This window comes from Streptomyces sp. NPDC054887, from assembly GCF_053610585.1.
In genome coordinates this window covers 82,894-100,559 of the sequence record NZ_JBSGYQ010000016.1, presented here as the reverse complement: position 1 = coordinate 100,559, position 17,666 = coordinate 82,894, and the positions used below count along the sequence as shown (strand labels likewise).

21 protein-coding genes are annotated in these 17,666 nt (G+C 72.4%); 11 read left to right on the top strand and 10 right to left on the bottom strand.

Annotated features, from left to right (window positions below; translation table 11 throughout):
- Nucleotides 1-39: 39 nt before the first annotated feature.
- Nucleotides 40-507 (bottom strand): pyridoxamine 5'-phosphate oxidase family protein, encoded by a 468-nt coding sequence (locus ACWGH0_RS12290; RefSeq protein WP_453404098.1) that lies wholly within the window; start codon nt 505-507, stop codon nt 40-42.
- A 105-nt stretch (nt 508-612) separates the two neighbouring features.
- Here ACWGH0_RS12290 and ACWGH0_RS12285 point away from each other — a divergent pair, with 105 nt between their 5' ends.
- On the top strand, nt 613-1,278 hold the full coding sequence (locus ACWGH0_RS12285; protein WP_453404097.1) for a cysteine hydrolase: 666 nt from the start codon (nt 613-615) through the stop codon (nt 1,276-1,278).
- Here ACWGH0_RS12285 and ACWGH0_RS12280 read toward each other — a convergent pair.
- Nucleotides 1,265-1,750, bottom strand: a complete 486-nt coding sequence (locus ACWGH0_RS12280; protein ID WP_453404096.1) for a Rieske (2Fe-2S) protein — start codon at nt 1,748-1,750, stop codon at nt 1,265-1,267. The two genes, ACWGH0_RS12285 and ACWGH0_RS12280, sit on opposite strands and share 14 nt — an antisense overlap.
- A gap of 175 nt (nt 1,751-1,925) precedes the next feature.
- Here ACWGH0_RS12280 and ACWGH0_RS12275 point away from each other — a divergent pair, with 175 nt between their 5' ends.
- The 7 genes from ACWGH0_RS12275 (at nt 1,926) to ACWGH0_RS12245 (ending at nt 8,032) form a co-directional block, all read left to right on the top strand.
- Nucleotides 1,926-2,780 carry a HipA family kinase gene (locus ACWGH0_RS12275; RefSeq protein ID WP_453404095.1) on the top strand — a complete coding sequence of 285 codons (855 nt, stop codon included), beginning with the start codon at nt 1,926-1,928 and terminating at the stop codon, nt 2,778-2,780.
- On the top strand, nt 2,777-3,163 hold the full coding sequence (locus ACWGH0_RS12270; RefSeq protein ID WP_453404094.1) for a DUF3037 domain-containing protein: 387 nt from the start codon (nt 2,777-2,779) through the stop codon (nt 3,161-3,163). The genes ACWGH0_RS12275 and ACWGH0_RS12270 overlap by 4 nt, the downstream gene beginning before the upstream one ends.
- A 157-nt stretch (nt 3,164-3,320) precedes the next feature.
- Entirely contained in the window at nt 3,321-4,082 is a 762-nt protein-coding gene (gene fabG, locus ACWGH0_RS12265; RefSeq protein ID WP_453404093.1) for a 3-oxoacyl-ACP reductase FabG, read from the top strand.
- A gap of 38 nt (nt 4,083-4,120) precedes the next feature.
- A complete protein-coding gene (locus ACWGH0_RS12260; protein WP_453404092.1) occupies nt 4,121-4,888 on the top strand; it encodes an SDR family oxidoreductase in 768 nt (255 codons plus the stop codon).
- Between the two features lie 118 nt (nt 4,889-5,006).
- Nucleotides 5,007-6,587: an ABC transporter substrate-binding protein gene (locus tag ACWGH0_RS12255; protein ID WP_453404091.1), complete on the top strand. Its 1,581-nt coding sequence runs from the start codon at nt 5,007-5,009 to the stop codon at nt 6,585-6,587.
- 69 nt (nt 6,588-6,656) lie between these two features.
- The gene (ung, locus tag ACWGH0_RS12250) at nt 6,657-7,340 is read left to right on the top strand and encodes a uracil-DNA glycosylase (protein ID WP_453404090.1); all 684 of its coding nucleotides are present in this window, start codon (nt 6,657-6,659) and stop codon (nt 7,338-7,340) included.
- Between the two features lie 218 nt (nt 7,341-7,558).
- Nucleotides 7,559-8,032, top strand: coding sequence for a hypothetical protein (locus ACWGH0_RS12245; RefSeq protein ID WP_453404089.1), 474 nt, complete (start codon nt 7,559-7,561; stop codon nt 8,030-8,032).
- 57 nt (nt 8,033-8,089) lie between these two features.
- Here ACWGH0_RS12245 and ACWGH0_RS12240 read toward each other — a convergent pair whose 3' ends face one another.
- From ACWGH0_RS12240 to ACWGH0_RS12230, 3 genes are all read right to left on the bottom strand, one after another.
- On the bottom strand, nt 8,090-8,599 hold the full coding sequence (locus ACWGH0_RS12240) for a hypothetical protein (RefSeq protein ID WP_453404088.1): 510 nt from the start codon (nt 8,597-8,599) through the stop codon (nt 8,090-8,092).
- A gap of 253 nt (nt 8,600-8,852) precedes the next feature.
- Nucleotides 8,853-9,377: a DinB family protein gene (locus ACWGH0_RS12235; RefSeq protein WP_453404127.1), complete on the bottom strand. Its 525-nt coding sequence runs from the start codon at nt 9,375-9,377 to the stop codon at nt 8,853-8,855.
- Nucleotides 9,355-10,038, bottom strand: a complete 684-nt coding sequence (locus tag ACWGH0_RS12230) for a TetR/AcrR family transcriptional regulator (RefSeq protein WP_453404087.1) — start codon at nt 10,036-10,038, stop codon at nt 9,355-9,357. The genes ACWGH0_RS12235 and ACWGH0_RS12230 overlap by 23 nt, the downstream gene beginning before the upstream one ends.
- Nucleotides 10,039-10,115: 77 nt before the next feature.
- Here ACWGH0_RS12230 and ACWGH0_RS12225 point away from each other — a divergent pair, with 77 nt between their 5' ends.
- Both ACWGH0_RS12225 and ACWGH0_RS12220 read left to right on the top strand, forming a co-directional pair.
- Nucleotides 10,116-11,357: an FAD-dependent monooxygenase gene (locus ACWGH0_RS12225; RefSeq protein ID WP_453404086.1), complete on the top strand. Its 1,242-nt coding sequence runs from the start codon at nt 10,116-10,118 to the stop codon at nt 11,355-11,357.
- Between the two features lie 12 nt (nt 11,358-11,369).
- A complete protein-coding gene (locus ACWGH0_RS12220; RefSeq protein ID WP_453404085.1) occupies nt 11,370-12,278 on the top strand; it encodes a Gfo/Idh/MocA family protein in 909 nt (302 codons plus the stop codon).
- On the opposite strand, the gene lnt is transcribed toward ACWGH0_RS12220, so the two are convergent.
- The 3 genes from lnt to ACWGH0_RS12205 all read right to left on the bottom strand — a co-directional run bounded on the left by lnt (nt 12,199) and on the right by ACWGH0_RS12205 (nt 14,703).
- A complete protein-coding gene (gene lnt / locus ACWGH0_RS12215) occupies nt 12,199-13,770 on the bottom strand; it encodes an apolipoprotein N-acyltransferase (protein ID WP_453404084.1) in 1,572 nt (523 codons plus the stop codon). The two genes, ACWGH0_RS12220 and lnt, sit on opposite strands and share 80 nt — an antisense overlap.
- Nucleotides 13,771-13,903: 133 nt before the next feature.
- Nucleotides 13,904-14,392, bottom strand: coding sequence for a nuclear transport factor 2 family protein (locus tag ACWGH0_RS12210; protein ID WP_453404083.1), 489 nt, complete (start codon nt 14,390-14,392; stop codon nt 13,904-13,906).
- Between the two features lie 137 nt (nt 14,393-14,529).
- A complete protein-coding gene (locus tag ACWGH0_RS12205; RefSeq protein WP_453404082.1) occupies nt 14,530-14,703 on the bottom strand; it encodes a hypothetical protein in 174 nt (57 codons plus the stop codon).
- Between the two features lie 133 nt (nt 14,704-14,836).
- Here ACWGH0_RS12205 and ACWGH0_RS12200 point away from each other — a divergent pair, with 133 nt between their 5' ends.
- Nucleotides 14,837-15,739 (top strand): pentapeptide repeat-containing protein, encoded by a 903-nt coding sequence (locus ACWGH0_RS12200; protein ID WP_453404081.1) that lies wholly within the window; start codon nt 14,837-14,839, stop codon nt 15,737-15,739.
- 10 nt (nt 15,740-15,749) lie between these two features.
- Here ACWGH0_RS12200 and ACWGH0_RS12195 read toward each other — a convergent pair whose 3' ends face one another.
- Nucleotides 15,750-16,625, bottom strand: coding sequence for an undecaprenyl-diphosphate phosphatase (locus ACWGH0_RS12195; protein WP_453404080.1), 876 nt, complete (start codon nt 16,623-16,625; stop codon nt 15,750-15,752).
- 201 nt (nt 16,626-16,826) lie between these two features.
- Nucleotides 16,827-17,540, bottom strand: coding sequence for a TVP38/TMEM64 family protein (locus ACWGH0_RS12190; protein WP_453404079.1), 714 nt, complete (start codon nt 17,538-17,540; stop codon nt 16,827-16,829).
- Nucleotides 17,541-17,666: the final 126 nt, after the last annotated feature.

The window sequence follows — 17,666 nt, the reverse complement described above, 5'->3', positions numbered from 1 at the left end:
GGGCGTCCGCAGGGCTCGGCGGCGCGGGGAGCCGAAGGCTCAGGCGCCGCCGAGCTTGCGGAAGTCCCAGGACGTCACCGCGTCCGGCGTCAGCCGCAGCCAGGCGTGCCGGCCGTCGTGCGGCATCCGCGTCATGCCGAAGTACTTCCGCGGGAACAGCCGCTCCGGTACGTCGAGTTCCGGGCAGTGCTCCCCGGTGCGCGGCGCCTCGCCGACGAAGACGGCGGTGCCCGACAGCTCGATGCCGCGCAGTTCGTCGTACTCCACGCCGTCGTCGACGACCACGGCCAGGCGGGCGTCCTTGCGCAACTGGGCCCACCGGCGGCTGCGGGTGATCGAGTAGAGCCACAGGGACTCCCCGTCCCAGACGAACCACAGCGCGCCGACGTGCGGGCTGCCGTCGGCCGAGACGGTCGCCACCCGGCAGGTGCGCTGTTCGGTGAGGAACGCGTCCCGTTCGGCGTCCGTCATCATGATGCGTCGGCCTCTGCGCTGTGTGGCGCTCATCGGCGTCCCTCCAGGGATTCTGACTGGGTGTCAGAAAGCATGGGGTCTCTTCCCCCGTCGCGCAATGCCCGTTAGCCTCGCGCGCCCAGACCCGAGGGGGGAACCGTGCCGTCGTACGAACAACTCGCGGAGCAGCTCGATCCGGCGACCACCGTCCTGCTCACCGTGGAGTGCCAGGAGGGCGTCGTCGGCCCGGACAGCGCACTGCCGGAACTCGCCCGGGAGGCCCGCTCCTCAGGGGTTCTGCTGCGCATCGCGCGGCTGGTCGCCACCGCGCACGAGGCCGGCGTGCAGGTGGTGCACGCGGTGGCGGAACGGCGCCCCGACGGGCGCGGCTCCGGCGCGAACGCGCGTCTGTTCCGCGCCGCGCGGCGGCTGCCCGTACAGCAGCTCTCGGGAACGACGGCGGTGCGCGTCGCGCAGCCGCTCGAAGTCGCGGACGAGGACCTCGTCGTACGGCGGCTGCACGGCCTTTCGCCGCTCTCGGGAACGGGCGTCGACGCGCTCCTGCGCAATCTCGGCTGCCGGAGTCTGGTCGTCACGGGGGTTTCGGCGAACGTGGCGATCCCCAACGCCGTCTTCGACGCGGTCAACCTCGGTTACACGGCCGTCGTTCCCTCGGACGCCATCGCGGGAGTGCCCGCCGACTACACCCCCGCGATGATCCGCAACACGCTTGCCCTCGTCGCCACGATCACGACGACCGACGACGTGCTCGCGTGCTGGAAGCGTCCGCGCCGGGCCGGCGGGCCGGGGCTCAGGCAAGGGTGATCGAGTCGCCCTCGACCTTGATGGCGGCCGCGGGCAGCGGCTGCTTCGCGGGGCCGCCCTTCACACTGCCGTCGGTCGCGTCGAACATGCTCCCGTGGCACGGGCAGTTGATCATCCCGTCGGCCACGTCCTTGACCGCGCACCCCTGGTGGGTGCACTTCGACGAGAACGCCTTGAACTGCCCCGCGGTGGGCTGCGTGACCACCACACCCTGATCGGCGAAGACCTTCCCGCCACCCTCCGGGATGTCGGCCGTCCTGGCCAGCACCGCGCCGCCGCCCTGTCCGCCTCCGCCGCCCGCCGCGCCCTCGCCGCCGACGGGCTTGTCGGCCACGGCGCCGGACGGGCTGTCGCCGTCCGAACCGCCGCACGCCGTCAGCGCCGCGGCGACCCCGGCGGCGCCCACCGCGGTGACGACCGTACGGCGGCCGAGCAGCCGCCCTGTCTCGTGAGATCCCGTGGTGCCCGTCATGCGTGTACTCCCCTTCGGTCAACGGCTGTGCGGTGTTGTACGGGGGGCCGGGCAGCGGCGTTCACCCGCCGGGCGACTTCTTCGGCGAGTCTCGCACCGGCGGCCCGCGAGCCAGGGCAACCGGGCACGCGAATATGTGAGCGAAACCCTGTCAGGGCGGCAGTAATCTGGGGAAATGCTCTCCGAAGTCACAGCGACCCGCTACGTCACGCCCCTGCGTGAGGGCGGCTCGCTCCCGGGAATCGTCGAGGCCGACGACCTCGGCACGTACGTCATGAAGTTCACCGGCGCGGGCCAGGGCCGCAAGACCCTGGTCGCCGAGGTCGTCTGCGGCGAACTGGCCCGCCGGCTCGGGCTGCGCGTCCCCGAACTGGTCACCATCCAGCTCGACCCGGTGATCGGCCTGGCGGAGCCCGACCAGGAGGTGCAGGAACTGCTCAAGGCGAGCGGCGGACTGAACCTCGGCATGGACTACCTCCCGGGATCGATCGGCTTCGACCCGCTCGCCTACGAGGTGGACCCGGCCGAGGCGGGCCGGGTGGTGTGGTTCGACGCGCTGATCAACAACGTCGACCGTTCCTGGCGCAACCCCAACCTGCTCGTCTGGCACGGCGACCTGTGGCTCATCGACCACGGCGCCACCATGATCTGGCAGCACAACTGGCCGACCGCCGCGAGCGCCTCCGCGAAGCCGTACAACGCCTCCGACCACGTGCTCGCGCCGTTCGGCCCGGACATCGCGGCCGCGGCCGCCGAGCTCGCGCCGCTGGTCACCGAGGAGCTGCTGACCGAGGTCGCCGCCGAGGTCCCCGCCGAGTGGCTCGTCGACGAGCCCGGCTTCGACAGCACCGACGCGCTGCGCCGCGCCTACGTCGACGCCCTGCTGCCGCGCGCCGCGACCATCCACGAGCGCGTCACCGTCAGCGCGCCCACCAAGGACAAGCCGTCGCAGGCCCCCGGCTGGCTGGCGGACCGCCTGACGCCGAGGCCCCGGCCGGCCGGGCAGAGCGCGAAGGACAGCGGCGCATGAGCACCGGGCGCGATGTCTTCGAGTACGCGCTGGTGCGCGTCGTGCCGCGGATGGAGCGGGGCGAGATGTTCAACGCCGGCGTGCTCGTCTACTGCCGGGCCAAGTCCTTCGTGGCCGCGAGGACACACCTCGACGAGACCAAACTGCGGGCCCTCGACCCCGGCGCCGACGTGGCGGGCGTACGGGCCGCCCTGCGCGCCGTGGAGGGCGTCTGCGGGGGCGGCGCGGCGGCCGGACAGGCGGCGGGCGACGACCCCGGACGGCGCTTTCGCTGGCTGATCGCGCCGCGCAGCACCGTCGTGCAGCCGGGGCCGGTGCACACCGGCCTGACGGCTGATCCGGAGGCCGAGATCGAGCGTCTGCTCGACCTGCTGGTGCGGTGATCTCCGCTACTCGTGCACCGGGTGGCCCCACGGGCCGTTGACACCGGGTGCCAGGGCTTCTAGCGTCACGTCTGCTGAAGCTACTAAGCGGTTGCTCAGTGATCGGGAACTCACTCCCGGTGACACGGCGGCCGCACCGAGGGCGAGGAGAACCAGCATGTCCACCACCGAGCAGCGTGTCGCGATCGTGACCGGGGCGGCGCGCGGCATTGGCGCCGCCACCGCCGTGCGTCTGGCCGCAGAGGGCCGCGCCGTCGCCGTACTCGACCTCGACGAGGCCGCGTGCAAGGACACCGTCGAGAAGATCACCGCGGCGGGCGGCACCGCCCTCGCGGTCGGCTGCGACGTGTCCGACAGCGCGCAGGTCGAGGCGGCCGTGGCGCGCGTCGCGGCCGAGCTCGGTGCGCCGACGATCCTCGTGAACAACGCGGGCGTCCTGCGCGACAACCTGCTCTTCAAGATGAGCGAGTCCGACTGGGACACCGTGGTGAACGTGCACCTCAAGGGCGCGTTCCTGATGGCCAAGGCCTGCCAGAAGCACATGGTGGACGCCAAGTTCGGCCGTATCGTCAGCCTCTCCAGCAGCTCGGCGCTCGGCAACCGCGGCCAGGCGAACTACTCCGCCGTCAAGGCCGGCCTCCAGGGCTTCACCAAGACCCTCGCCAAGGAGCTCGGCAAGTTCGGCATCACGGCCAACGCCGTCGCCCCCGGCTTCATCGTCACCGAGATGACCGCGCAGACCGCCGCCCGCGTCGGCATGGGCTTCGAGGAGTTCCAGGCCGCCGCCGCCACCCAGATCCCCGTGCAGCGCGTCGGCACGCCGGCCGACATCGCCAACGCCATCGCCTTCTTCACGGGCGAGGACGCCGGCTTCGTCTCCGGCCAGGTCATGTACGTCGCCGGCGGCCCGCTCAACTGACGCGCCGCACCGACCAGGGATTCGAGGGACTGAGGGACATGACTGCTGAGACAGAGGCACGGGACAGCGGCAAGGTCGCGCTCATCACGGGCGCGAGCCGCGGCATCGGCTACGGCGTCGCCGAGGCGCTCGTCTCGCGCGGCGACCGGGTGTGCATCACCGGACGCAACGAGGAGGCGCTCAAGGAGGCCGTCGAGCGGCTCGGCGCGGACCGGGTGATCGGCGTCGCGGGCAAGGCCCACGACGAGGCGCACCAGGCGATCGCCGTCGAGCGGGCCATGGAGGCGTTCGGCCGCGTCGACTACCTAATCAACAACGCGGGCACGAATCCGGTCTTCGGGCCGATCGCCGAGCTGGACCTCGGCGTCGCCCGCAAGACGTACGAGACGAACGTGATCTCCGCGCTCGGGTTCGCGCAGCAGACCTGGAAGGCGTGGCAGAAGGAGAACGGCGGGGCGATCGTCAACATCGCGTCGGTCGCCGGCATCTCCGCCTCGCCCTTCATCGGCGCGTACGGCATGAGCAAGGCGGCCATGGTCAACCTGACCCTCCAGCTGGCGCACGAGTTCGCGCCGGGGGTCCGGGTGAACGCGATCGCGCCCGCCGTGGTGAAGACCAAGTTCGCCGAGGCGCTCTACGAGGGCCGGGAGGCCGAGGCCGCGGCGGCGTACCCGCTGGGGCGGCTCGGCGTTCCGCAGGACATCGGCGGAGCCGCCGCCTTCCTCACTTCGGACCAATCGGACTGGATCACGGGGCAGACATTGGTCGTCGACGGAGGTATCTTCCTGAACGCCGGCGTCGGCTGAGTCGCTTTACCCGGTTTTACTGTGGATTATGCCTAAGCGCCCTGCCGGGTCTGCCCGTTGACCGGACAGGGCGCTGCGGTATGGTCTGCCGACCCATGGCTGATCGAGGAGCGTGCACGTGTTCAACCGGACCAGATGTCTGCAGTCCGCTGCAGCCCTTGCGTCCATATCCCTGCTGAGCGGATGCGGGATGCTGTCCAGTGATCAGTCCGACACCGAGCAGAAGCTCTCTGTCGGCACGACGAGCACGCCCAGCACACTCGACCCGGCCGGCGCGTGGGACGGTTCCTGGGAGCTCTACAGAAACGTCTTCCAGACGTTGGTGAGCTACCCCACGGGGAGCACCACACCCGAGCCCGACGCCGCCGAGAAGTGCGCCTTCACGGACACCTCGAACAAGGTTTACACCTGCACGCTCCGCGAGGGCCTCACGTTCTCCGACGGGACGCCGCTGGACGCCGAGGCGGCCAAGCACTCGATCGACCGGATCACCACCATCGGGCAGAAGGGTGGCCCGAGCGGCCTCCTCTCCAGCCTCGACAAGGTGGAGACGAGCGGCGACCGGGAGATCACCTTCCGCCTGAACAAGCCGGACGCCACCTTCCCCTTCGTCCTCGCGACGCCCGCGATGTCGATGGTCAGCCCCGCGGACTACCCGAAGGACAAGCTCCGCACGGGCAACCGGCTGACGGGTTCGGGGCCCTACACCCTCGCGTCGTACCAGCGGGACAAGATGGCCGAGCTCGTGAAGAACCCCAAGTACGACGGGTTCGCCGAACTCAAGAACGACGCCGTCACGATCCACTACTACCAGGACTCCGCGGTGATGGTCGCGGCCCTGAAGAAGAAGGAGATCGACGCGACGTTCCGCGGTCTGACCGCCGAGCAGGTCATCGACCTCGAGGACCAGCCGAAGGAGAAGCAGCTCCAGGTCGTCGAGGCGACGGGCGCCGAGATCCGCTACCTGGTCTTCAACCCCAAGGACCCGAACGCGCGCAAGCCCGCCGTCCGCCGGGCCATCGCCCAGGTGGTGGACCGCGGAGCCCTCGTCGACAAGGTCTACAAGGGCACCGCGGAGCCCCTGTACTCGATGATCCCGAGCGGGGTCGCCGGCCACGCGACGAGCTTCTTCGACGCCTACGGCGAGCCGAGCGTGCCGAAGGCGAAGAACATCCTCGCCGAGGCGGGCATCACCGAGCCGGTCCCGCTGACCTTCTGGTACACCTCCGACCGGTACGGCTCCGCGACCGCTCTGGAGTTCGCCGAGCTCAAGCGGCAGCTGGACGAGTCGGGACTGTTCAAGATCACGCTCAAGCACCGCCCGTGGAACGCCTTCTACAAGGGCTACCAGAAGGGCGAGTACCCGGTGTTCGGGCGTGGCTGGTCTCCCGACTTCCCGGACCCGGACAACTTCGTCGCCCCGTTCGTCGGCGAGAACAACGCCGTCGGCACGCCGTACGACACCCCGGAGATCACGGCCAGCCTGCTGCCCAAGACGCGGCAGGAGAGCGACCGCGCCGCGGTGGGCGACCAGTTCGGCCGTGCCCAGGAGATCCTGCTGGAGGACGTACGCCTGCTGCCCCTGTGGCAGGGCAAGCTGTACGTCGCCGCATCCGACGAGATCGCGGGCGCCGAGCGGGCGCTGGACCCGCAGACGATCATGCAGGTGTGGCAGCTGCACAAGAAGACCAGCTGGTAGGAGTCCGTTGTCAGTGGCCCCAGGTAGGTTCTTTGATGAGGAACTGATCGTTTACCGGAGGTTGTTGACGTGACCGACACCGACATGCTGCCCGAGTCCTGGCGCGGCGTCCTCGGGGACGAGCTGCAGAAGCCCTATTTCCAGCAGCTCACCGAATTCGTCGAGAAGGAGCGGGCGAACGGGCCGGTCTACCCGCCGCGCGAGGAGGTCTTCGCCGCCCTGGAGGCCACGCCGTACGACCGGGTGAAGGTCCTGGTCCTCGGCCAGGACCCCTACCACGGCGAAGGCCAGGGCCACGGCCTGTGCTTCTCGGTGCGGCCGGGCGTCAAGGTGCCTCCGTCCCTGCGGAACATCTACAAGGAGATGAACGCGGAGCTGGGCACACCCGTCCCGGACAACGGCTACCTCATGCCGTGGGCCGAGCAGGGTGTCCTGCTGCTCAACGCCGTGCTGACGGTGCGGGCCGGCGAGGCCAACTCCCACAAGGGCAAGGGGTGGGAGACGTTCACGGACGCGGTGATCCGCGCCGTGGCCTCGCGGCCCGACCCGGCGGTCTTCGTGCTCTGGGGCAACTACGCGCAGAAGAAGCTGCCGCTGATCGACCAGGAGCGCCACGTGGTCGTGAAGGGCGCGCACCCCTCGCCCCTCTCGGCGAAGAAGTTCTTCGGGTCCCGGCCGTTCACGCAGATCAACGAGGCGGTGGCGGCCCAGGGGCACCAGCCCATCGACTGGACCGTGCCGAACCTGGGCTGACCGGGCCCGGCCGTAGCCGCAGGGTGCACGGGGCGGCCGGCCCCCTCGGCCGCTCGTCCACCGGGCTGCTCCGTCCGGCCGGCCCGCCCCTCCGGTCACCGGCCTGGCGGAGCGCCGTCAGGGCGCCGCCCGAGCCTGAGCCCGATTGTCGGTGCCGGGGGCTAGCGTCGTGATCGTCGGTATTGGCTTTCACGTGCGGCGGGCGAGGAGAAACGGCGATGGGGCAGCAGGGGACGTCCGACGACGTCACGATGACGCGGATCGGACAGGCGATCATGCTTCTCCACGCCGGGGACCGCGAGGAGGCGCGCAACCGCCTCGCGGAGCTGTGGACGGAAATCGGTGAGGACGGTGACGCGTTCCACCGGTGCACCCTCGCCCACTACATGGCGGACACCCAGGACGACGCCGGTGACGAACTGGCGTGGGACCTGAGAGCGCTGGCGGCCGCCGACGGGCTCACCGGCGAACGGGTGGCCCGGCACGACGCGTCGGTCGCGGTACGCGGCTTCTACCCCTCGCTGCACCTCAACCTCGCCGCCGACTACCTGAAGCTGCACCGCCCGGACGCCGCGCGCACCCACCTCGGACGGGCGCGCGCGGCGTCGGACGCGCTGGGGAACGACGGCTACGGGGACGGTGTGCGGGCGGCGATCGACCGGCTGGAGCGGAGGCTCGCGGACGCGGGGTGAGGGACGGGGAGAGGCGCAGGACGCCGGGCGACGACCGCCGGCCGGCCGTCCCGTGCGTCAACGCCCGTACGTGTCGCGGCAGATGCGGGCCTGCGGGCTGTCGTGCTGCCAGCCCCCGTAGCCCTCGCCGAGCGCGCACACGTCGGCCCCGCCGGGGACGGGCGCCGGCAGGGACGGCAGGACGCGCGGCACCGGCACCGCGGCCTTCGGCGGCGCGGGCGCGGCGGGCACGGGCCGCGCGGGGGCGGGGTCCGCCGCCGGCAGCCGGGCCGGGCGGCGGGGCGGTGCGGGCCGCGCGGTCCGGCGTACCGCCGGGGTCTCCTGCCGCTCGGCACCGGGAGCCGCCTCCTTCGGCGGCCGGAGCGCGGCGTCCAGGGCCTCGCGGGCGGGAGCCTGGACGATCTGCGGCTCCACCGCTCCGCCCCGGGGGAGGGGCGGGGCGTCGGGAGCGGGTACGGCGGCGGGGGAGGCCGGGGGCTCTACCGCGACGCAGCCGCTGACGGTGGCGGAGACGGCCGTGACCGCCACTCCCACGAGGAGCTTCACTGTGGTTCTCGTTCGGTGCACCCGCGCAACTCTGGTGGGCGCGCGGAGGTTTTCGCGTACCCGCGTGGGATATTGGCCCACACGAGTGATGCCCGGGTCCGGGCCTGACACGTCCCGCCCGGCCGCGACGCCGCACGCCACGCATCCCCGCCCCTAACCGGAGTCGCGCGAGCGCCCGGCGGGTACGGGTGCGCGCAGGACGGTCTCCCGCCGCGCGCCCGCCCGCACCGGACGCCGCGCGGGCGGGCGGGAGCCGCCGCGCGCCGGACGAGTACTAGTCCCCGGTCGTGCCGTCGATGCGTTCCCGCAGCAGGTCCGCGTGGCCGTTGTGACGGGCGTACTCCTCGATCATGTGGACGTAGATCCAGCGGAGGTTGTACGGCTTCCCGCTGCGGTGCTCGCCCTTGCCGAGGTCGTCGAGGGAGTGCTGCGCGGCCAGTTCGCGTGCCCGGCCGATCGCGTCGCGCCAGGCGGTGTGCGCCTCGGCCCAGGTGTCCCGTTCGGTCACCTGGAAGTCGCCGTCCGGGTTCTCGTCGCTGTAGTAGAGCTTCGGGGCGTCCTCGCCGCCCAGGACCCGGTGGAACCAGCCCCGCTCGACCTCCGTCATGTGCCGTACGAGCCCGAGCAGGGACAGGGTGGACGGCGGCGCGGAGGTCTCCCGCAGCTGCTCGTCGTTCAGGCCGGCGCACTTGAGCGCCAGCGTCTCGCGGTGGAACTCCAGCCAGGTCTCGAGCATTTCGCGCTCGCCGGCGGTGGTGGGGGGATCGATGCGTACGTCAGGATGCGTCATGGCGGTCATCGTCACGCACTGATCCACTCGGCGCCAGCCCGTTCCGCGCCGACCCGGGCCCGGCCCCGGGCTCCGGCGTGCCGAGCATCCCGCGCAGCAGTTCGCCGAAGCCCTTGCGCAGCTCCTCCTCGCTGGGGACCGCCGAGTGGTACGAGCCGGCGGCGCAGGAGAACATCAGCCCCTCGCACCACGCCACCAGCGACAGGGCGTGCCGCTCGGGCTCCCGCGAACCCGCCGCCGTCATCAGCGCGTTCAGGGGTTCGCGGAAGCGGCGGCGGCCCGTCGCGTCGTAGAAGTCGCGCAGTTCGGGGCGGCGGGTCGCCTCGAGGCCCAGCTCGTACCGCGCGACCAGCAGCTCGCGGTGGTGTGCCAGATGACGGTGCAGGGCCGTCGCGAACGCCCCCACGACGGCGTCGAGTCCGGCCGCCGGGGCCGGCATCTCGTCCACGGCGAGCACCCGCGCCTCGCGCTCGGCCAGCCGGCGCACCGTCGCCTCCAGCAGCGCCTGCCGCGTACGGGCGTAGTTGGAGGTCGAGCCCTGCGGCAGACCGGCGCGTTCGTCGACCGCCCGGTGGGTGAGCCCGCGCATGCCGCGCTCGCAGAGCAGGGCCAGGGCGGTGTCGGCGATCAGTTCGGGGCGGGAGCGGCCCGCTGCGGCGCGTGCGGTCATGGGACCAACCTACCGCGCTCACTACACCTGTAGTACGCTCATGGGGTTACTACAGGTGTAGTTCCCGAGGAGTGGTCATGCCCATGAATCCCAAGAGCCAGCCGCACGCCGTAGTCGTGGGGAGCGGGATCGGCGGACTGACCGCCGCCGTCGCCCTCCACCAGCGCGGCTGGCACGTCACCGTCCTGGAACGCGCCGCCTCCCTCGAAGCCGTCGGAGCCGGGATCGGCCTCGCGCCCAACGGGCACCACGCCCTCGACGTCATCGGCGTCGGCGAGGAGATCCGCGCGCTGGCCGCCTGGCAGGGCGACGGGGGCATGCGCTCCCCGGGGGGCCGCTGGCTGTCCCGCACGAACAGCGCCGCCGCCGCCGAGCGCTTCGGCGGCCCCCTCGTGCTCCTGCACCGCGCCACCCTCGTCGAACGCATCGCCGCCCGGCTCCCCGACGGCGCGATACGCACGGGGTGCCCCGCGATGTCGGCCGAACCCGGCGTCGCAGGCGGCCGCCCCGCCGTGGTCACCACCCCCGACGGGGACATCGAGGCCGACCTCGTCGTCGGCGCCGACGGCATCGGCTCCGCGACCCGCCGCGCCCTCTTCCCCGAGCACGCCGGCCCCCGCTACTCCGGCTTCACCACCTGGCGCGTCGTCGTGCCCGCCGGCGCCGTTCCCGCCTTCCCGCCGCACGAGACCTGGGGGCGCGGGACGCTGTGGGGCAGCCAGCCGCTGAAGGACGGGCGCGTCTACGCGTACGCCGCCGCCGTCGCCCCCGCCGGAGAACGCGCGCCGGGCGGTGAGAAGGCCGAACTCCTGCGCAGGTTCGGCGACTGGCACGACCCGGTCCCCCAGCTCATCGAAGCGGCCGACCCCGCCCAGGTCCTGCGCCACGACGTGCACCACCTGATCGACCCACTGCCCGCCTTCCACCGCGGCCGGACCGTGCTGGTCGGCGACGCCGCGCACGCCATGTGCCCCATGCTGGGCCAGGGCGGGAACCAGGCCGTCGAGGACGGCGTCGTGCTGGCCCACCACCTCCCGGACGCGGCCGCACTTCAGGCCGGCCTCGCGGGGTACTCCGCCGACCGGCTGCCGCGCACCACCGGCATCGTCCGCAAGTCCGCGACGGTCGCACGGCTGGTGTCGCTGCGCGGCGCCCCTGCCGTGGCCGTGCGCGACACCCTGATGCGGCTGGCCGCGTTCGGCCCCGGCCCCGGCCTCGCCCTGCGCACCTTCGACGGCATCGCGAACTGGCGGCCGCCGCAGCGCACGTATGCTGCCGGGGCACGGGACCGCGAGGTCCGCGATCAGGCACAGCGTTAAGGGAGACCCTCCGTGAAGGTCGGCGTCATCGGGCTCGGAGACATCGCGCAGAAGGCATACCTGCCCGTACTGACCGCCCGCCCGGGCCTCGAACCGCACCTCCAGACGCGCACGCCGGCCACCCTCGCGCAGGTCGCCGCGACCTACCGGATCCCCGCGCCGCAGCGCCACACGAGCCTCGACGCGCTGCTCGCGCAGGGTCTGGACGCCGCCTTCGTGCACGCGCCCACCGCCGTGCACCCGCAGATCGTCACCCGGCTCCTGGAGGCGGGCGTCCCGACGTACGTCGACAAGCCGCTCGCCTACGAACTGGCCGAGTCCGAGCGGCTCGTACGGCTCGCCGAGGACCGCGGGGTGAGCCTCGCCGTCGGCTTCAACCGGCGGCTCGCTCCCCCGTACGCGCAGTGCGCCGAGCATCCGCGCGACCTGATCATCATGCAGAAGAACCGCGTCGGCCTGCCCGAGGACCCGCGCACCCTCGTCCTCGACGACTTCATCCACGTCGTCGACACCCTGCGCTTCCTCGTGCCCGGCACCGTCGACCACGTCGACGTACGGGCGAAGGCCGTGGACGGACTGGTCCACCACGTCGTCCTCCAGATGTCGGGCGACGGCTTCACGGCCATCGGCACCATGAACCGCATGAACGGCTCCACCGAGGAGATCCTCGAAGTCTCCGGCCAGGACACCAAGCGCCAGGTACTCAACCTCGCCGACGTCGTCGACCACAAGGGGCAGCCGACCGTCCGGCGGCGCGGCGACTGGGTGCCGGTGGCGCGCCAGCGGGGCATCGAGCAGTCCGTCGACACGTTCCTGGACGCCGTACGCGCGGGGAAGCGGATCAGTGCCCAGGACGCCCTGCTGACGCACGAGTTGTGCGAGCGGGTGGTCCTGGCGGTCGAGGAGCAGCGGGCCGTCTGAGGGCGCGTACGCCCGTCACCGCGCCCAGCAGCACCAGTACGGCGAGCGCGCCGTGCACCGCCCAGTCGCCCGCCCGGACGTACACCGTCGAACCCCCGGCGAGCGGAACGTCGTACACCGCCGAGGTGCTCTCCTCCGTCCCCAGCGGCGGGCCGACGCGTTCGCCGCCGGCGGCGTACACCGCGCTGACGCCGGTGAGCGTCGCGTGCACCACCGGCCGGCCGCTCTCGGCGGCCCGCAGCGCCGCGAGCGAGGCGTGCTGCTCGGGAGCCCAGCTGTGCTGGAACGTCGAGGTCGCCGACTGGGTGACCAGCACCTGCGCGCCCCGGCGGGTCAGCTCCCGGCTCATGTCGGGGAACGCCGACTCGAAGCACACCAGAGGACCGACGCGCAGCCCGTCGGCGAGCGTCATCACCACGGGGCTCGTGCCGCGCCTGCGGTCCTCGCCCGCGGCCTTGCCCACGGAGGTGGCCCAGCCGAGCACCGACCGGGCGGGGACGTACTCGCCGAAGGGGACCAGGCGCATCTTGTCGTAGCGCTGTCCGTCGACGCCGTTCGCGCCGACCAGCACCGAACTCTTGAAGATGCCGGGCCGGTCCGAGCGCCGCGCGTCGACGTTGACCAGGACGTCGGCGCCCACCAGCCGGGACAGGTCCGCGAGCCGGGCCGCGAGGTCGGGCCGGGCGGCCAGGTCCGCCCCGACGCTGCTCTCGCCCCACACCACCAGGTCCGGCTCCCGCTCCGCGAGATCGCGGGTGAGCGCCTCGCTCACCGCGAAACGCCGCTCGGGGCCGCTGACGACACCCGGCTGTACGACGGCCACGCGCACCCGGCCGGTCTGCTCGGGACGCGGCGCCCACGCCCAGACGGCGCCCACCGCGACGGCGCAGGCGGCCAGCGCCGCGACGACGGGCCTGCGGGCCGCGGGCACGGCCACCAGCACCACGACGCCGGTGTTCACGGCCACGACCAGCAGGCTCACCAGCCAGACACCGCCGACCGACGCCACCCGCAGCGCCGGGGCGACCTCCCACTGGCTGGAACCGAGCAGCCCCCACGGGCCGCCCAACCCCTGCCAGGACCTGACCAGTTCCGCCATCAGCCAACCGGACGGCACGACGGCGAGCGCGGCCGTCGCCCGGCGGGCCGACGGCGTCCCGCCCAGCATCGACCCGACCAGCCAGCCCCAGGGGAGCCACAGAAGTGCCAGCAGGGCAGCCAGGACCACGATGAACACATGGAGGCTCGGCATCAGCCAGTGATGTACGGCGATCATGAATCCGGTGGCTCCGAGCCAGCCGTCCAGCGCCGCCCGCCGGCACGTCGGCGCCGAGCGGATCAGCAGCATCCACGGCACGAGGGCGACGTACGCGAACCACCAGAGGGAGGGCGCGGGGAAGGACAGCGCGGGCAGCGCTCCGAGCACCACCGCGGCGGCGCCGCGCCACCAGGGCGACGACAACCGGTCCAGCAGGCCGGCCGGCATCCGCATACGCGCGCCTCCTCGTCCCGCCGACTGCGCCCCCGAGGGGAGCCCGGGAGCGGTCCCTGCTCCCAGTGTGGGGCAGCGCGGCGATCGCGGACAGTGTGCCCGCGACGGGCCCGGCCTAACAGATTCCCGCACGTCAGGGGGTGGTGCGCCGCCACTTCTCGCGAACGACCACCGAACTGAGCCGCCAGCCGTCCTCCATACGCAGCAGCCCGAACGCGTAGCGCCCGCCGGACACGAAGTCGGGCTCGTTCCACGGCCGAGAGACGTCGCCGGACGAACCGTCACCGGGTGCCGCTTCCCGCCTCATCGGGTTCACGTAGTCGGCCTGGACGGCCGCGCGGTCCCCGGCGGCGCCGCTCGAATGCTCCAGCCGCAACCGCCTGTTGACGATGAGGTGCTGGCGCACGGAGAAGAGGCGCATCGCCCGCGCGAGCCAGTCGGCGACCTCGGCAGCCGGCCCCTCGATGCCTCCGGCGCTGCGGTAGTCGGCCCGCCCGCCCGGAGTGAACAGGGCGCGGTACGCCGCCCAGTCGGCGTCGTCCACGGCCACCGCGTAGCCGGTGACGACCGCGTCGACGGCGAACCGGTCGATGAGGGTGGCGACCTCTTCCCGCTGCGTCATCGGCCCAGTCTCCGGCAGCGGGCGGCCCACGCCAAGAGCCCGTACGGGCCGGAGGTGCCCCGTACGCACGGACGAGGGCAACGGGCGGCCGTCGGGCGGTGCGGCACCGGCGAAGGGCAGACCGCTCAACGCCTGTGTCAGGCCGCCTCGACGACCTCGCCGCGCACGGCCGCCGCCCACTGGAGGAGCAGCGTCTCGTACTCGTCCGCAGGCCATGCCTCGTCGGCGCGCGACTCCACCAGAGCGCGAATCGCCTCATTCGCCTCGGTCAGAGGGCGCACGGATCCAACCGGCGGGGGTGTGCGGTACATGCGATAAGACTACGTCCAAGCACTGACAGTGAGCACCCGATCGGCAGTGTCGTTCCTCGCACTACAGTTGATCGTCCTGCGCCGGGCGAGGACGCCCAGCCGGTCACCCGCAGTCACCAGGAGAGAGAACACCTTGTCCGAGCAGCGCGTTTCCGCGGAATCCGTCCCCGGCCGAGGCGGCCCGGACCTGCGCGCCGACTGCGCGAACTGCTTCGCACTGTGCTGCGTCGCACTCGCCTTCACGGCCTCCGCCGATTTCGCGGTCGACAAGGACGCCGGCGACCCCTGCCACAACCTCCGTCCCGACTTCCGCTGCGGCGTCCACGCCCGCCTGCGGTCCGAGGGCTTCCAGGGCTGCACGGTGTACGACTGCTTCGGCGCGGGCCAGCGGATATCCCAGGTCACGTACGCCGGGCAGGACTGGCGCCGGGCCCCGGACACGGCGCGGGAGATGTTCGCGCTGCTCCCCGTCGTGCGGCAGCTCCACGAACTGCTCCAGTACCTCACCGAGGCGCTGGCGCTGGAGCCGGCCCGCCCGCTCCACGAGGACCTGCGCGGGGCGGTGACCAGGATCGACAGCCTCGCCCAGGGCACTCCCGACGAGATTCTCGCCCTGGACGTGGCGGCGCACCGGCAGGAGGTCAACGTGCTCCTGCTGCGGACGAGCGAACTCGTGCGGGCCGGTGCCACCCGCGCGGCGGACGGCCCCGCGGGCAACGGCCGCAACGGCGGCAGGAAGAGCGGCAGGCGGGGCGGGGCGAAGAAGAACCGCCGGGGCGCGGACCTCATCGGGGCGAACCTGCGGGGCGCCGACCTCCACGGCGCCGACCTGCGGGGCGCGTACCTGATAGGGGCCGATCTCAAGGGAGCCGATCTCAGGGTGGCCGACCTGATCGGCGCGGACCTGCGCGACGCCGACCTGTCGGGGGCCGACCTCACGGGCAGCTTCTTCCTCACCCAGTCGCAGCTGAACGCGGCGAAGGGCGACGCCGGCACCAGGCTCCCGCCCGGGCTGGCTCGCCCTTCGCACTGGTGAGGAGTGCCGGTCAGCCCGCCGACTCGCCCGCGTGGGGGCTCAGCGTGTCCGTGCCGACCAGGATGAACAGCGCGATGCCCAGGATGATCCGGTAGATCACGAACGGCATGAAGCTCTTGGTGGTGATGAACTTCATGAACCAGGCGATCACCGCGTAGCCGACGACGAAGGCGATCAGCGTCGCGAAGATCGTCGGTCCCCACGAGACGTGGCCGCCCTCGCCCGCGTCCTTGAGCTCGAAGAGCCCGGACGCCAGCACGGCGGGGATGGCCAGCAGGAACGAGTAGCGCGCCGCCGCCTCGCGGGTGTAGCCCATCAGAAGGCCGCCGCTGATCGTCGCGCCGGAGCGGGAGACGCCCGGGATCAGGGCCATGGCCTGGCAGACGCCGAAGATCAGGCCGTCCCGTACGCCCAGTTCCTTCAGCGTCTTGCGCTCCCGGATCGCGCGGTGCTTGCCGCCGGTCTCGTCGCGGGCCGCGAGGCGGTCGGCGACGCCGAGGACGATGCCCATCACGATCAGCGTGGTGGCGATCAGGCGCAGGTCGCGGAACGGGCCCTCGATCTGGTCCTTGAACGTGACGCCGAGCACGCCGATGGGAATGGAGCCGACGATGACGAGCCAGCCCATCTGCGCGTCGTGGTCACTGCGCATCGACCGGTCGACCAGCGACCGGCACCAGGCGGAGACGATCCGCGCGATGTCCTTGCGGAAGTAGATGAGGACGGCCGCTTCGGTGCCGATCTGGGTGATCGCCGTGAAGGCCGCACCCGGGTCGTGCCAGCCGGCGAAGGCCGCCGTCAGCCGCAGGTGGGCGCTCGACGAGATCGGCAGAAACTCGGTGAGCCCCTGGACGAGTCCGAGGATGAATGATTCGAACCAACTCATGGGGCTAAGGCCGTCCCGATGTATTTGTGCAGCGGCGTGCAGCGTGCAGGCAGTCAAGGTCAGTCGGTGGGCAGCGTATCGCCCGAAGATGTCGGCGCTGCGGGAACCCCCGGCTGCGTACCCGATCAGGGGGAGACGGGCTTCCGTGCGCCCGGCCGGGCACCTTCCTCGCGCGCGCTGCCGGGGGCCCGCCGACGCGTTTCAGGCGCCGGTTCGGTCGCCGCGCAGGCGGTGGCGCTTGCGCCAGGCGACCACGGCCGCGGCCAGGCCCGACAGCGCGATGAAACCCGTCGCGATCAGGAACGCGGGGGAGGTGGGCGACGAGGCGCTGCTCCCCGCGATGACGTACGCCGCCGTGTTGGGGATCGAACCGATGCCCGTGGCCAGCAGGAACGGCGGCCACCCCATGCGGGAGATCGCGGCGCAGTAGTTGGCGGCGGCGAACGGCACACCGGGGAAGAGCCTGATCGCCAGCATCGTGCGGAACCCGTGCCGGCTCAGCTGGCCGTCCGCCGCGAGCAGCGCCCGGCCCCGCAGCAGCGGCCGCAACGCGCCCTGCCCGAGGGCGCGGCCGAGCCCGAAGGCGATCCCGGCGCCGACGACCGTACCCGCCACGGCGGCGGCGAGCCCGGCCTGCGAACCGAAGAGGGCGCCCGCGGCCAGGTTGAGGATCGGGCGCGGTACGAACGCCGCCGTGCACAGCCCGTACGCGGCGGCGAAGAGCACCACGGCCCCCGCGCCGCTCAGGTGCGGCGGCCAGCCCGCGCTCAGGAGCCGCTGCGGCTCGAAGACCAGCACGGTCGTCACCGCCGCCGCGAGCACCAGCACGAGGAACGAGAGCCGGGACCACGGGGAGAGCAGCGTCCTGGTGCAGCGGACGGCGAACCCCGCGGGCGGGGCGGCGGTGTCGAGCATCCGGGGAGACTAACCGACAAGCACATGTGATCGCCGTAACGTGCACCGCACGGAGCCGCCCGCAGTGATAAATCGTTCGACGCGCGGGCGGTCGTGGGCGAAGATCGGCGCATGAACGGGTACGCC